At 74.1% G+C, this 14,630-nt stretch carries 8 protein-coding genes and 1 pseudogene; 4 read left to right on the top strand and 5 right to left on the bottom strand.

The features are described 5' to 3' along the window. The first annotated feature begins 93 nt into the window (after positions 1-93). Positions 94-2,145, top strand: a complete 2,052-nt coding sequence (gene recQ / locus ACIP5O_RS32290) for a DNA helicase RecQ (RefSeq protein ID WP_401299944.1) — start codon at positions 94-96, stop codon at positions 2,143-2,145. Positions 2,146-2,301: 156 nt separating this feature from the next. After that, positions 2,302-4,836, top strand: coding sequence for an ATP-dependent Clp protease ATP-binding subunit (locus tag ACIP5O_RS32285; protein WP_401299941.1), 2,535 nt, complete (start codon positions 2,302-2,304; stop codon positions 4,834-4,836). A gap of 34 nt (positions 4,837-4,870) precedes the next feature. Here ACIP5O_RS32285 and fdhD read toward each other — a convergent pair whose 3' ends face one another. Both fdhD and ACIP5O_RS32275 read right to left on the bottom strand, forming a co-directional pair. Further along, positions 4,871-5,707 (bottom strand): formate dehydrogenase accessory sulfurtransferase FdhD, encoded by an 837-nt coding sequence (gene fdhD, locus ACIP5O_RS32280; RefSeq protein ID WP_401299938.1) that lies wholly within the window; start codon positions 5,705-5,707, stop codon positions 4,871-4,873. A gap of 149 nt (positions 5,708-5,856) precedes the next feature. Continuing rightward, positions 5,857-7,064 (bottom strand): annotated as a pseudogene (locus ACIP5O_RS32275) (formate dehydrogenase); the annotation flags it as partial. A gap of 243 nt (positions 7,065-7,307) precedes the next feature. On the opposite strand from ACIP5O_RS32275, the gene ACIP5O_RS32270 reads away from it, so the two are divergent. Then, positions 7,308-7,943 (top strand): DUF1345 domain-containing protein, encoded by a 636-nt coding sequence (locus ACIP5O_RS32270; RefSeq protein WP_401299935.1) that lies wholly within the window; start codon positions 7,308-7,310, stop codon positions 7,941-7,943. 54 nt (positions 7,944-7,997) lie between these two features. Here ACIP5O_RS32270 and ACIP5O_RS32265 read toward each other — a convergent pair whose 3' ends face one another. Continuing rightward, on the bottom strand, positions 7,998-8,462 hold the full coding sequence (locus ACIP5O_RS32265) for a GreA/GreB family elongation factor (RefSeq protein WP_401299932.1): 465 nt from the start codon (positions 8,460-8,462) through the stop codon (positions 7,998-8,000). 158 nt (positions 8,463-8,620) lie between these two features. Here ACIP5O_RS32265 and ACIP5O_RS32260 point away from each other — a divergent pair, with 158 nt between their 5' ends. Beyond that, positions 8,621-9,358, top strand: a complete 738-nt coding sequence (locus tag ACIP5O_RS32260; RefSeq protein WP_401299929.1) for a 1,4-alpha-glucan branching protein — start codon at positions 8,621-8,623, stop codon at positions 9,356-9,358. Here the strand turns inward: ACIP5O_RS32260 and ACIP5O_RS32255 are convergent. Together ACIP5O_RS32255 and ACIP5O_RS32250 are read right to left on the bottom strand one after the other, a co-directional pair. Next, positions 9,348-12,404: an AAA family ATPase gene (locus ACIP5O_RS32255; RefSeq protein WP_401299927.1), complete on the bottom strand. Its 3,057-nt coding sequence runs from the start codon at positions 12,402-12,404 to the stop codon at positions 9,348-9,350. The two genes, ACIP5O_RS32260 and ACIP5O_RS32255, sit on opposite strands and share 11 nt — an antisense overlap. Positions 12,405-12,631: 227 nt before the next feature. Further along, positions 12,632-14,434: a S8 family serine peptidase gene (locus tag ACIP5O_RS32250; RefSeq protein ID WP_401299923.1), complete on the bottom strand. Its 1,803-nt coding sequence runs from the start codon at positions 14,432-14,434 to the stop codon at positions 12,632-12,634. Positions 14,435-14,630 lie beyond the last annotated feature (196 nt).

Raw genomic sequence — 14,630 nt, 5'->3', positions numbered from 1 at the left:
TTTCCACAGGCCGCCGGGGCCCGGCCGGCCGGGTTCTCCACAGGTTGCGACGGACGGGACCGGGCTGTCGGCGCGGACGGATACGCTTCACGAATGGTCCTCTCCGACGCTTCCCCAGAGATCTCCGAGCCCGCCCGGGTGCTCCACCGTGTCTTCGGCTACAACTCCTTCCGCGGGGAGCAGCAGGAGATCATCGAGCAGGTCGTCGGCGGCGGCGACGCGCTCGTGCTGATGCCGACCGGCGGCGGCAAGTCGCTCTGCTACCAGATCCCGGCCCTGGTCAGAGACGGCACGGGCATCGTGATCTCGCCCCTCATCGCGCTCATGCAGGACCAGGTGGACGCGCTGCGGGCGCTCGGGGTGCGGGCCGGGTTCCTGAACTCCACGCAGGACCCGTACGAGCGGCAGGCCGTCGAGCAGGCGTTCCTCGCGGACGAGCTGGACCTGCTCTACCTGGCCCCCGAGCGGCTGCGGACCGAGGGCACGCAGCGGCTCCTGGACCGGGGCCGGGTGTCGCTCTTCGCGATCGACGAGGCGCACTGCGTCGCCCAGTGGGGCCACGACTTCCGGCCCGACTACCTGGCCCTGTCCATGCTGCACGAGCGGTGGCCGAAGGTGCCGCGGATCGCGCTGACGGCGACGGCCACCGAGGCCACCCACGCCGAGATCGCGAAGCGGCTGGGCCTGGAGGACGCCCGGCACTTCGTCGCCGGCTTCGACCGGCCGAACATCCAGTACCGCATCGTCCCCAAGAACAACCCGACCAAGCAGCTCCTGGAGCTGATCAGGACCGAGCACGCCGGGGACGCCGGAGTCGTCTACTGCCTCTCGCGGTCCTCCGTCGAGAAGACCGCCGCGCTCCTCGTGGAGCAGGGCGTCGACGCCGTGCCGTACCACGCCGGCATGGACGCCCGCACGCGTGCCGCGAACCAGGCCCGCTTCCTGCGCGAGGACGGGGTCGTCGTGGTGGCGACGATCGCCTTCGGCATGGGCATCGACAAGCCGGACGTGCGGTTCGTGGCCCACCTCGACCTGCCGAAGTCCGTCGAGGGCTACTACCAGGAGACCGGCCGCGCGGGCCGCGACGGCGAACCGGCCACGGCGTGGCTGGCGTACGGCCTCCAGGACGTGGTCCAGCAGCGCAAGCTCATCGACTCCTCCGAGGGCGACGAGCAGCACCGCCGGAGCCTCGCCATGCACCTGGACGCCATGCTGGCGCTCTGCGAGACCGTCGACTGCCGCCGGGTGCGCCTCCTGGAGTACTTCGGCCAGAAGGGCGAGCCCTGCGGCAACTGCGACACCTGCCTGACCCCGGCCGAGTCCTGGGACGGCACGGTCGCCGCGCAGAAGCTGCTGTCGACGGTGTGGCGGCTCGCCAAGGAGCGGCGCCAGAAGTTCGGCGCGGGACAGATCATCGACATCCTCCAGGGCAAGCGGACGGCGAAGGTCATCCAGTTCGACCACGACGCCCTCTCGGTGTTCGGCGTCGGCTCCGACCTGGGCACCCCCGAGTGGCGCGGGATCGTCCGCCAGCTCCTCGCCCAGGGGCTGATCGCGGTCGAGGGGGACTACGGGACGCTCGTCCTCACCGAGCAGAGCGGCGAGGTCCTGGGCGGACGCCGCACCGTCCAGATGCGCAAGGAGAAGACGGTCGCCCCGGCCCGGAAGGAGCCCGGGAGCCGCTCCGGGAAGGGCGCCCGCGTGCCGGTCGACCTGCCGGCCGGGGCCGTGCCGGTCTTCGAGGCGCTCCGCGCCTGGCGGGCCGCGACCGCCCGCGAGCAGGGCGTGCCGGCGTACGTCGTCTTCCACGACGCGACGCTGCGGGAGATCGCGACCCTGCGCCCCACCACGGTCGAGCAGCTGGGCACCGTCGGCGGGGTCGGCGAGGCCAAGCTGACCAAGTACGCGGAAGGCGTCCTGGAGACGCTGGCGGCGGCCGGTCCCGCGGCCCCGGCCGGACAGGACCCGGCTCCGGCCCCGGCGGAAAACGCCCCGGCCGCGACCGCCACCGCCCCGACCGCCACCGCCCCGGCCGCGCCCGCCCGGACCGAAGCGGCGTCCGCGCCCGCGTCCGGCGCCCCGTACGACGACGAACCGCCCTTCGACTTCGACGAGTCCGAGCCGCCGTGGGACGAGGAGGAGTAGCCGGACCGCCCCCTCGGGCCGTGGGGTGAACCGGCGCAGCGGACGTTCCGGTCGCGCCGGTTTCGGGGTCCCGTACATCCCGTTCGTCCGTTTGCGGAGCGGTGGACATGGCGTTTCAGTGAGAGGGATTCCCCCCCACGCTTCTCTGGAGCAGACATGTCGATGGCGTTCGGTTCACCTTTCGGTTCCTCCGATCCGTTCAGCGAGATGCTGAACCGGTTCTTCGGCATGTCGCCGGCCTCCTCGCCCCCGGCCGTGCAGCGCGTGCCCATCGGAAGGCTGCTCACGGAGTCCTCGCACGAACTGCTCAACCTGGCCACCCGCAAGGCCGCCGAGGACGGCACGTCCGACCTCGACACCGAACACCTGCTGTGGGCCGCCACCCGGGTCGACCCCTCCCGCGGGCTGCTCGCCCGGGGCGGCGTGGACCCCGACGCCCTCGCGGACCGGATCGCCGAGGCGCTGCCCGGGGAGTCCGCCGAGCCCTCCTCCGAGCCCGGCCTCACCCCGGCGGCCAAGCGCACCCTCGCCCTCGCCCACGCCCGCTCGCAGGCCGCCGGCGTCTCCTACATCGGCCCCGAGCACATCCTCGGCGCCCTCCTCGGCGACCCCGACTCCGGCGCCTCCCGCTTCCTGCGCGCCGGGGACCTGGACGTCTCCAAGCTGCGCGGCGCCGCGGACCGGGCGGCCTTCGGCGGCGAGGGCGCGGCCCCCGCCCCGAAGCAGCCGGCCACCACCCTCGACGAGTTCGGCCGGGACCTCACCGAGGAGGCGCGGGCCGGGAAGCTCGACCCCGTGGTCGGACGGGCCGAGGAGATCGAGCAGACCATCGAGATCCTCTCCCGGCGCTCCAAGAACAACCCCGTCCTCATCGGCGAGCCCGGCGTCGGCAAGACCGCCATCGTCGAGGGCCTCGCCCAGCGCATCGTGGCGGGCGAGGTGCCCGACACCCTCAAGGACAAGCGGGTCGTCTCCCTCGACCTCTCCGGGATGGTGGCCGGCGCCCAGTACCGCGGGCAGTTCGAGGAGCGCCTGAAGAAGGTCATCGAGGACGTCCAGGAGGCGCGGGGCGACATCGTCCTCTTCATCGACGAGCTGCACACGGTCGTCGGCGCCGGCGCCACCGGCGAGGGCTCGATGGACGCCGGCAACATGCTCAAGCCGGCCCTCGCCCGCGGCGAGCTGCACGTGGTCGGCGCGACCACCATCGACGAGTACCGCAAGCACATCGAGAAGGACGCCGCCCTCGAACGCCGCTTCCAGCCCGTCCTGATCCCGGAACCGACCGTCGAGGAGACCGTGCAGATCCTCGAAGGACTGCGCGACGCGTACGAGGCCCACCACCGGGTCCGCTTCGCCGACGGCGCCCTCACGGCGGCGGCGGAGCTCTCCGACCGCTACGTCAACGACCGCTTCCTGCCCGACAAGGCCATCGACCTGATGGACCAGGCCGGCGCCCGGGTGCGGCTGCGCAGCGGCGGCCGCTCCACCGAGGTGGTCGGCCGCGAGGACCGGCTCGCCAAGCTGCGCCGCGAGAAGGACCAGGCCGTCGCGGGCGAGGAGTTCGAGAAGGCCTCCGACCTCAAGCGGCAGATCGCCGAGGTCGAGGGCGAGCTCGCGGGCATCGAGGAGCGGCGCGAGGGCGTCGTCTCCGTCACGGCCGCCGACATCGCCGACATCGTGTCCCGCCGTACCGGCATCCCGGTCTCCCAGCTCACCGCCGGCGAGAAGGAGAAGCTCCTCAGGCTGGAGGAGGAGATGCACGCCAGGATCGTCGGCCAGGCCGAGGCGGTCACGGCGGTCTCCGAGGCCGTGCGCCGCAACCGGGCCGGCATGGGCGACCCCGACCGCCCCGTGGGCTCCTTCCTCTTCCTCGGCCCCACCGGCGTCGGCAAGACCGAACTCGCCAAGACGCTCGCCGAGCTGCTCTTCGGCGACGAGGACCGCATGATCCGGTTCGACATGAGCGAGTTCCAGGAGAAGCACACGGTCGCCCGGCTCGTCGGCGCGCCTCCCGGGTACGTCGGCTACGAGGAGGCCGGCCAGCTCACCGAGAAGGTCCGCCGCCGGCCCTACAGCGTGGTGCTGTTCGACGAGATCGAGAAGGGCCACCCGGACGTCTTCAACACCCTGCTCCAGATCCTCGACGACGGACGCCTCACCGACGGGCAGGGCCGCACGGTCGACTTCCGCCACTGCGTCGTCATCATGACGTCCAACATCGGCGCCCACCGCATCCTCGACCACCGGGGGGACGCGGCCGAGCTCAAGGACCGGCTGATGGAGGACCTGCGGGAACGCTTCCTGCCCGAGTTCCTCAACCGCATCGACGACATCATCGTCTTCCACAGTCTCACCGAGGAGGACCTGTCGGAGATCGTCGGCCACCTCCTGGACCGCAGCAAGCACCGCGTCCATGCGCAGGGCATGACCCTGGAGGTCACCGAGGCGGCCAAGAAGCTCCTCGTCGCCCACGGCTACCAGCCGGCGTTCGGCGCCCGGCCGCTGCGCCGCACCATCCAGACCGAACTCGACAACCGGGTCGCCTCCCTGCTGCTCGGCGGTGACGCCGAACCCGGCGACACGATCGTCGCCGACGTGGTGGACGACTCGATCCACTGCACGGTCCGCAAGGGCGACTCCGGGGGCGGCGCCCACCGCGAGGACGCGGAGAGCCCCGCGGCGGCGTAGGACCGCCCGCGCGGGCGCCCGGCGGTGGCCGGTCTCAGGCCACCGCCACGGTCTCCAGGCGCTCGTCCCCGCAGTACACGTTCATCGACGTGCCGCGCAGGAACCCGACCAGGGTCAGTCCGCTCTCCGCCGCCAGGTCCACGGCGAGCGAGGAGGGCGCGGAGACGGCCGCGAGCATCGGGATCCCCGCCATCACCGCCTTCTGCACCAGCTCGAAGGAGGCCCGGCCGCTCACCATCAGGACCGTCCCGCGCAGCGGCAGCAGGCCCGACCGCAGGGCGTGGCCGACGACCTTGTCCACGGCGTTGTGCCGGCCCACGTCCTCCCGCAAGCAGAGCAGCTCGCCCCCCGCCGAGAAGAGCCCGGCCGCGTGCAGCCCGCCCGTGCTGTCGAAGACCCGCTGGGCGGCCCGCAGCCGGTCGGGAAGGGCCGTGAGCACCTCCGTGCCGATCCGCAGCGGGTCCTCCGCCACCGACCAGGCGGCCGTCGTGCGCACCGCGTCCAGGCTCGCCTTGCCGCACAGGCCGCACGAGGACGTCGTGTAGAAGTTCCGCTCCAGGGAGGCGTCGGGGGCGGCCGTGCCCGGCGCCAGGACGACGTCGACCACGTTGTACGTGTTGCCGCCGTCGGAGGTGGCGCCCGCGCAGTACCGGATCCCGGCCACGTCCCCGGCCGCGTGCACCACGCCCTCGCTCACCAGGAACCCGGCCGCCAGGTCGAAGTCGTCGCCCGGGGTGCGCATCGTCACGGTCAGCGGACGCCCGCCGACCCTGATCTCCATCGGCTCCTCGGCGGCCAGCGTGTCCGGGCGGTAGGAGGCCCCTCCCTCCCGCACGCGCAGGACGCGCCGCCGCGCGGTCACTCGTCCCATGGTTCTTCCTCCCTCTGGCTCCGGCCGGTGGACCGGACGCCGGATCCCGGGGCCGCGGTGTCACGCCGCCCGACCGCCGACGGTAGCCGTCCGGGGAGCGGCGCGCGACGCGGGGTGCGCCCCGGCATCGCGCCCGTACCGTCACGCGGTCACGCGGGGGCGCCCGCGGGGACCACGGTGACCCGGACGTGCTTCACGATCGGCCGGTCGCTCCGGGTGCTGCGGTCGTCCGGCGCGCACAGCACGTTCATCTCGGGCATGTAGCCGGCCGCGCACCCCCGGGGGATGTCGTACGGGACGGCGAGGCAGCCGTTGAGGTGCCGGTGGCCGCCGTCCCGCGCGGTGCTCGTGATGTCGACCGGGCCCATGTCGGCGATGCCGCGCTCGCGCATGTCGGCCCGGTTCATGAAGACGGGCGTGCGCAGGTTCTTGACGTCCCGGTAGCGGTCGTCGTCGGAGTGGATCGTGGTGATCCACCGGTCGTGGGAGCGCAGGGTGCCCAGGGCCGGCTCGCCGGGGGCGGGCACCACGTCGGGCAGCGCGGAGGAGGAGAACTCGGCCCGGCCGGAGTCGGTGAGGAAGACCAGCTCGCGGGCGGGCTGCTCGATGCGGAAGCCGAGCGGCAGGCGCACCATGCTCATCGAGTCCTCGACCGAGGTGCTCTGGATCCCCTTGCGCTGGTGGTCCTTCTCGGTCCGGCCGAGGCAGGGCGGGATCAGCGCCCGCCGGCCGTGCACGACGTGGCTGCGGTTCAGCTTGGTGCTCACCTGGACGGTCAGCTCGCAGGTGCGCAGCGCCTCGTGGGTGACCGGGGTGTCGGGGCCGCGAGCGCGAAGTTGCCGCCCATGCCGACGAAGACCTCGATCTCCCCGTCGCGCATGGCCCTGATGACGGCGACCGTGTCCTTGCCGTGCTCGCGGGCCGGGTCGATCCCGCAGACCTCGGCGAGCCGGTCGAGGAACTCCTGACGGGGGTGGTGGTCGATGCCGCAGGTGCGGTTCCCCTGGACGTTGCTGTGCCCGCGCACGGGGGAGGGACCGGCGCCCTCGCGGCCCAGGTTTCCCCGGAGCAGCAGCGGGTTGACGATCTCGCGGACGGCGTCGACGCCGTGCTCGTGCTGGGTGATGCCCAGGCACCAACTGATGATCGAGCGGTCGGCCTCGCGGCAGACGCGGGCCGCCTCCGGGACGTCGGCCCGGCTCGGCCCCGACTGGGTCTCCAGCTCCTCCCGCGGAGTCGCCTCGCACAACGCCCGGTACTCCTCGAAACCGGTGGTGTGCCGCTCGACGAACTCCCGGTCCAGGGTCTTGGGATCGGTCGCGGACTGCTCCAGGAGCGCCTCGGCCATGCCCGGCAGCCTGCCGCGCCGGGCTGTGCGTGGCCCGGTCCGGGAGGGGGCACCGCGCCGGGCTGCGCGGTGGATCACATGCGCCTAGGCTGTCGCTGTCTCGCGGTGTCCTTGGCTTTCTCGCCCCCCTCGTCCTTCTCGTCCCGTCGCGCGGGGCCGTCCTCCGGCAGGAGCGTCATGGCCGTACCCCAGTCCGCCCTTCCGGACCGGCCGGGCACTCCGGTCGCCGTCGTCTTCCCGGAGGCCTGAGCCGTGCGCCCCCGGCTGCTCGGTGCCGTCCCCCGGCTCGTCGGGTCGGCGCTCGTCGGCGCGGCGATCGGCGCCCTCGTCGCCGTGACGACCCACGCGCCGCTCGGCGTCCTCGCCGGCATCGCCGCCGCGGAGACCGCCTTCGTCGTCGCCGGCTGGATCGTCCTGTGGCCCATGGACGCCGCCACCACCCACCGCAACGTCCGCCGCGAGGAGTTCCGGCCCGTCGTCGAGGAAATCGCCGTCGTCGCGACCTCCCTGGCCGGCCTGGTCGGTATCGTCGTGCTGCTCCTGGTCGGCCGCACCGACCTGAGCCACGCGGCGGCCGCGACGGCGCTCTGCGGCGTCTTCATGGCCTGGGCCGCGCTCCACCTGATGTACGCCACCCGCTACGCGTACCACTACTACGTCCCGGAGCCGGGCGGCGGGATCGACTTCAACACCAGGGAACCGCCCCGGTACAGCGACTTCCTCTACTTCAGCTTCAACCTCGGCATGACCTACCAGGTCTCGGACACCAACGTCTCCACCGCCGGGCTCCGCGCGATCGTCCTGCGCCACTGCCTGCTGTCGTACGTCTTCGGGGCCGGCATCCTGGCGACCACCATCAACCTGGTCACCGGCATCGTCACGGGCTGAGCCCCCCGCGGCCCGGCGCAGCCGGCCGGTGGCGCCGGCCTCCGGCACGGGCCGTCAGCCGACCGAGACCACGGTCGCGGTCTGCCGGCCCTCGGGCGTCTCGTACGTGACGGTGTCGCCGGCGCCGTGACCGAGCAGCGCCCTGCCGAGCGGGCTGTCGCCGGTCACCAGGCCGGGGTCGAGTGCGTCGGCCGGCTCGGCGATCCGCACGGTGGACTCGGTGCCGTCCTCGAACCGCACGGTCACGCTGCTGCCGACGCCGACCGTGCCGGCGGCCGGGGGCGCGGCGACGGACGCCTCCTCCAGCCGGTCCTCGACCTCCCGGATCCGCCCGTTCAGCCGGTCGGCCTCGTCGGCGCGCATCAACTCGTCGGCCTGGTCGGCCCTGTCGCCCGTCTGGTCGCCGCCGCCGTCCCGCAGGGTGGCGGCGACGGAGTCGCGCTCGGCGCGCAGCTCGGCGAGCTCCTTCTCCAGTTCCGCGCGGGCGTCGGCGTTGATGGGCTCGGGTCCACCGGTCATTCCTGCTCCCGTTCGGACGAGGACGCGGACGAGTGCCGCAAAGGTAACCAATGAGTAATTCGTGACGTTATCAGGCGTGGTGCGAGTGGGACGCGAGGACCGACCGCACGACCTCGTACGGTGATCCGGGAAGTCCGACCGAGAGGGAGAAGCGCACGATGGCCGTCATCCACCGCACCACGATGCAGCCCACCAAGATGGAGCTGCTCACCGCGTGGCTGCCCACCCGCCCCTGGTACGCCGCCGGCGCCGACGGCCCCCGGCCGGTCAGGGCGGGAGGCTTCCGGCTCGACGACCCCGAGGGCGAGGTGGGCATCGAGTTCATGGTGGTGACCGAGGGCACCGGCCCGGACGCGGTCGCCCACCACGTCCCCCTGACCTACCGCGCGGACCCGCTCGCGGGCGCCGAGCACGCCCTCGTCGGCACCTCCGAGCACGGCGTCCTGGGCAAGCGCTGGGTCTACGACGGCGCCCACGACCCCGTCCTCGTCGAGCGGTTGTACGCCCTGCTCGACGGCCGCGCCGAGCCGCAGGCCCAGAGCACGTCCGACGCGCCCGACCCCACCGTCGCCGTCTCGCCGCTCACCCCGGGCGGTACGGGAACGGGCGCGGAGCCCGTGGGAGTCGTACGGGTCGAGGAGGGCCCCGACCACACCGACGTGGTGGTGCGGCGGCCCGGCGCGTCCGCACCGCTCGTCCTGCGGGTGCGGCGCGTTCTGCGGGCCGACGGAGAGGGCGGGGACGGCGGGACCGACGGCACCCGGGGCCGGGTGACCGGCGAGTGGCAGCGGCCCGACGGGACCACCGCCCGGGGCACCTACGCCACGGCGCTCACGGACCTCACCGCGTCCACGGACCTCACCGCGTCCACCGCGTCCACGGAGCTCAAGGCCTGAGCGCCGTCGCCAGCTGCGCCCGGGAGCGCACGTCGAGCTTCTGGTAGATGCGGGTGAGCCGCGCCTCGACCGTCTTCACGCTCAGGTACAGCTTCGCCGCCGCCTCCTGGTTGCTGGCGCCCTGGCCCACGAGCCGCGCGAGCCGCAGCTCCGCCTCCGTCAGGGAGGAGAGCGCGGGAACGGTCTCCTCGGCCCCGGGACCGCCCGCCGGTCCCTCGCCCGCCGGGGTCTCGCCCGCCAGGACCAGCCACGGCGCCGCCCCGGCCCGCTCGAACACCGACGCCGCCTCGTGCAGGGCGGCCTGCGCCGCCGACCGGCGCCTCCGGCGGCGCTCCACCCGGGCCAGGGCGATCAGCGCCCGGCCCCGCTCCAGGGGCAGCCCGGCACGCCCGAAGTCCCCGGCCGTACGGGTCAGCAGCTCCGCCGCCTCGTCCGTACGCCCCTCGGCGGCCAGGCACAGGGCGTGCGCCCGGTCGCAGCCGAGCAGGACCGTGGACCGCCCCAGGCGCTCCGCCACCGGCCGCACCTCCGCGAGGAGCGCCAGGGCCTCGTCCCCGGCGTCGTTCGCGAGGAGCGCCTCGGCCAGCTCCTCGTGCCAGCGGAGCATCGACGGGTCCACGGTCGACTGCGCGCGCTCGTCGGCCTGGACCCGCCGCAGGGTCTCCAGGGCGGCCGCCACGTCCCCGTTGACCAGCTGGACCCGGCCGAGCGCGTACCGGCTGCGGGAGAGGAAGACCCGGTCGCCCTCCTCCTCCGAGGCCTGCACGCTGCGGCGCGCGTAGCTCGCGGCCCGCGCGAAGCTGCCGCCCGCCGTCTCCGCGAGCGCCAGCGCGTACCAGGCGGGCCCGGGGGAGAGCCCCGCCTCCAGGGTGAGGGCGAGGGACTGCCCGGCGTGGGCGAGGGCCGCCGCGCAGGGCCCGATCCGGGACTCGATCTCGGCCAGCGTGCGGAAGAGCTCGATGGCGTCCTCGACGGAGCCGCGCCGCTGCACCAGCGGCAGGAGCGCGCCCAACTCGTCGCGGGCCTCCACCAGGCGGTCGTCGAACAGGGCGTGGCGGATCGTCAGGATCTGGGCGGCGTTGCGGATGCCGAGCGGGCGCTCGGCCAGCTCCAGGGCCCGCGCCCGGTCGAGCACGGACTCCGCGTCCGGCGAGCCGAGCGCCCGCTCCATCCGCGCCTGCACGGTCAGCGCCTGCGAGGCCGTGCGCGGGTCGCCGATGGAGGCGGCCAGCGCGGCCGATTCGACCGCCGCCGTCCGCGAGCGCTCCGGATCGCCGTCCGCGAGCACGTACTTGAGGGCGAGCCGGAGCTGCACAGCGGCCCGCAGGGCGGTGTCGCCCTCGGAGTCCTCCATGGCGTGGACGTACATCTCGTCGAGGCCGGTCAGGCCCTGCCCCGCCGTGTCGAGCACGGCGAGCCGCGCCCGCACCCGGTCGGCGGGCACGGCGTCCCGGGCGAGCAGGTCGGTCGCGGCCCGCATCGCGAGGTCGGCGCGGGCCGCCCGCGCGGCCTCCTCGGCCGCGTCGACGAGCCGTGCGATCCGCCGCGTCCCGTGCCGCCCCGGCGTCGACTCGGCCGCGAGCAGGGCCAGTTCGGCGGCGAGCGCGCTGTTCCCGCGCCGCCGGGCCAGATCGGCGGCGGCCGCGACCTCGGCGGCCAGCTCCTCGTCCGGACTGTCGGTGGCGAGCGCCCGGTGCCGCACGGCCTCCACGGGGTCGTCCACGACCTCCGCGAGGGCCGCGTGCCCGGCGCTCCGCTCGGCCCAGCAGGCGTCGTGCACCAGCGTGGAGGGCAGCAGACCCGCGGTGAAGGTCACCGAACCGTCCTCGGCCAGCGACACCAGGTCGGCCCGCTCGGCCGCCGCCAGGTCAGCCTCCGCGTTGGGCCGCCCGGCCCGGCGCACCAGCGTCGCCGACGGGCGCAGCGCCAGGGCGGCCAGCAGCAGCGTCTCCCGTACGGCGGGGGGCGCGGCGCCCAGGAGCTGGCGGGCCAGGTCGCGGGCGCGCCCGGAGAGCGTCAGGGCCTCGGCGTGGTGCACGGGGGTCCGCGCGTCGGCCAGCGAACGGCCCACCGCGAGCGCGAGCCGCGGATTGCCGCCGCTCGCCCGGTGGATGCGGCCGGCCATCCGGGAGGGCAGCCGGTGGTGGATGAGGAGCTCGGCGATCTCGTCGGCGTGCAGCGGCGGGACGCGCAGCACGTCCGCCTCCGAGGGCACCCAGAGGTGGCGGGCGTGCGGGTCCTCGGAGCGGTGGGGCTCGCCGTACGGGTCGTGGGCCTCCCCGTACGGCTCGGGGGTCTCCACGGCCACCACCCGCAGCGCGGGCGGCGCCAGGTGGAGGGCGAACCGCAGCAGGTCCGCGCTGTCCGGGTCCACGTGCTGCACCCCGTCGACGACGAGCAGGACGGGCCCCCGGCAGGTCAGGGTGCGCAGGATCCGGGCGATGCCGAGGCGCAGCGCGATCGTGTCCCAGCCGTCCGCGTCGATCGGCGCCTCGCGGCAGAGCATGGCGACGGCGGTGCGCTGGGGACCGGGCAGCTCGTCGAAGACCCCGGAGGCGGACACGCCGGTGGTGTACGGCCCCGTGGCGTGCGCACCGGCGACGGCGGTCGGGGCGGGGTGTCCGGCGGCGGTCTGCGCGGCGGGGGTCGGCCCGCCGGGGCTCCTGGGGGAGCCGAGGGCCGAAAGGACGGGGACGGACGCCCCGTACCCGGGCGCTTCGGACGGTTCGGGACGGACGGCACCGGGCCCGGGCCAGGTCACCGTCGCCGCCACGGAGGCGACGAGCGCGGCGGCCGAGGCGCCGGGTATCTCGCGGTCGGACGGCAGGGACGCGAGCCACAGCACGGTCTCGCCGCGCGCCTCGGCACGGGCCGCCTCGGCGAGCGCGACCTCGGTCTTGCCGACGCCGGCGGGCCCGGTGAGCAGGGCGCGGCCCCGCGTGTGCAGGGCGCGTTCCAGCCGGGCGAGGAGCTCTTCGCGGCCCACCGGCGCGGGGTTCGCCCCCACGCCCGCGGGGCGCAGGGCGACGTGCGGAGCTGTCGTCACTGTCCACCACCTCCGGCCGCTCGGGCCCCCGGCCCACGAGCCCCGTGCGCAGAGAATACGGAGCCCACCGGCGGAGTCCAGGCCCCTTGTCCGGCATACGGACAGCGCGCTCCGGTGGCACGCGCTCCCACAACGCCAGGACGCGCCCGTGGTGTAGACCACGAGCGCGTCGCTGACCAGCAATGATGCTGATGTGGGGGGTGGGTCGAAGGTGGTGCGGTGGTGCTTTAGAAGGTGAGGCTCCACGCGTTGATGTAGCCGGTGTCACCCGTGGCCACATCGCGGACCTGGAGCTTCCAGGTGCCGTTGGCGACCTCGCTCGACGCGTCGACCGTGTAGGTCGTCACGACGTCGTCGGCGCTGTCCGAGGACGACGAGGCCTTCAGGTTGCGCACCGTGCCGTCGGGGGCGACCAGGTCGACGACCAGGTCCCCGCGCCAGGTGTGCTTGATGTCCACGCCGACCTTGAGGGCGGCGGGGGCGTTGCCGGCGCGGCCGGTGACGGCGATCGAGGACGTCACGGTGGTGTTGTCCGGGACCGTCACGCGCGTCGAGTTGGTGAAGACGGTGCCGGTCGGCGGCGTGGTGGTGGTGACGGCCGCGACCGTCTTCGCCGCGTCGGCGATGCCGGTGCCGCAGCCGCCGGTGCAGGTGCCCGGCAGCGGACGGGCGTTGGCCTTGATCGCGGACTCGATGTCGGCCGGGGTGAGGGTGCTCTTGGCCGACTTCAGGAGGGCGGCGAGGCCGGCGATGTGCGGCGCCGCCATCGAGGTGCCCTGGTAGGGCTTGTAGTTCTCGGTCGACTGGGTGGTCGCGCCCGAGTTCAGCGTGGAGAGGATGCCGTTCTCGGGGGTGGTGACGGTACCGGGCGTGTCGGTGGCGCGGCGGGTCTCGCCGCCGGGCGCGGCCACGTCCACGATGGTGCCGTAGTTGGAGTAGTACGACCGGTTGCCCTCACGGCTGGTCGACGCCACGGTGATGACGTTCGAGCAGTTCGCGGGGGTGAAGCCGGAGGTGTTGGCGTTGCTGTTGCCCGCGGCCACGACGACGGTGGTGCCGCGCGAGACGGCGCCGTTGATGGCGGTCTGGTAGACGCTCGGGCAGGTGGAGCTCGCGCCGCCCAGGCTCAGGTTGATGACCCTCGCCGGGGTCGGGTTGGCCGGGACGCCCGGCACGGTGCCGCCCGAGGCCCAGGTGATGGCGTCGGCGATGTCGGCGGACGAGCCGCCGCACTTGCCGAGCACGCGCACGGGCTGGATCTTCGCGTTGTACGCGATGCCCGCGATGCCCTTGGTGTTGTTCGTGACGCCGGCGATGGTGCCGGCCACGTGGGTGCCGTGCCAGGAGGAGCTGGAGGCCTTGGAGCCGCTGCCGCACTCGTTGTCGGTGGCGTTCCAGTCGCCCTCGTCCTTGGCGTCCGCGTCGCGGCCGTTGCCGTCGCGGGCGTCGGCGGAGGTCGAGATGAAGTCGTAACCGGAGACGACGTTGGCCGCCAGGTCAGAGTGGGCGGCGTAGCCGGTGTCGATGACGGCGACGGTGACGCCGGAACCGGTCGTCTTGTCCCAGGCCGCCGGGACGTTCATGCCGCCGGTGGCCTCGAAGAGGTCCCACTGCTTGCTGTACTCGGTGTCGTTCGGCGTGACCGCCATCGCGTAGGCGCGGATGTCGGGCTCGACGGAGGCGACGGCCGGGTCGGCGCGGAAGGCGTCCATGACCTTCGACACGTCCTGCTTGGTGGCGCTGTCGCCCAGGTCGACCAGGGCGCCGCCGGCGGCGAGGCGACGCTCGAAGGCGAGCTTCTCGCCCGTCTTCGCGGCCTTCTCGGCCGTGTCGCTCTTCGCGGCGGCGTTGGAACCGGCCTCGGCGGCCTGGTTCTTGTAGGTGACGATGAGCTTCTCGACCGGGGCGCTGGGCAGCGCCTGGATCGCCTGCGAAGCCGGGGCGGGCTTCGGGGTCGGAGCGGCCGGGGCGGCGGCGAACGCCCCGGAGGTGGTGGCAGCGGCACCGAGGATCGCGGCGCCCGCGACCACGGATATGACTCTCCGCCTGGAACCGTTCAAGGTGTGGCCCTTTCGATTACGACGTAACTGCGGAGCAGTGGCGGCGGCGCGGGGCACACGGGGCGATGTGGGGTCGCGGTCCGGCGTTCCCTGGGCTTGGGGGGCCCGTGCGCCGCCACCGGCGCGACGGCCCGGGTCAAGGCCGTCACCGGCGGATGCCACCCTT

It is taken from the genome of Streptomyces sp. NPDC088915, assembly GCF_044749825.1.
In the GTDB taxonomy this organism is placed as follows: Bacteria; Actinomycetota; Actinomycetes; order Streptomycetales; family Streptomycetaceae; genus Streptomyces.
Note: the sequence above shows the minus strand (reverse complement) of the source record. Positions and strands in the feature narration are given on the sequence as shown.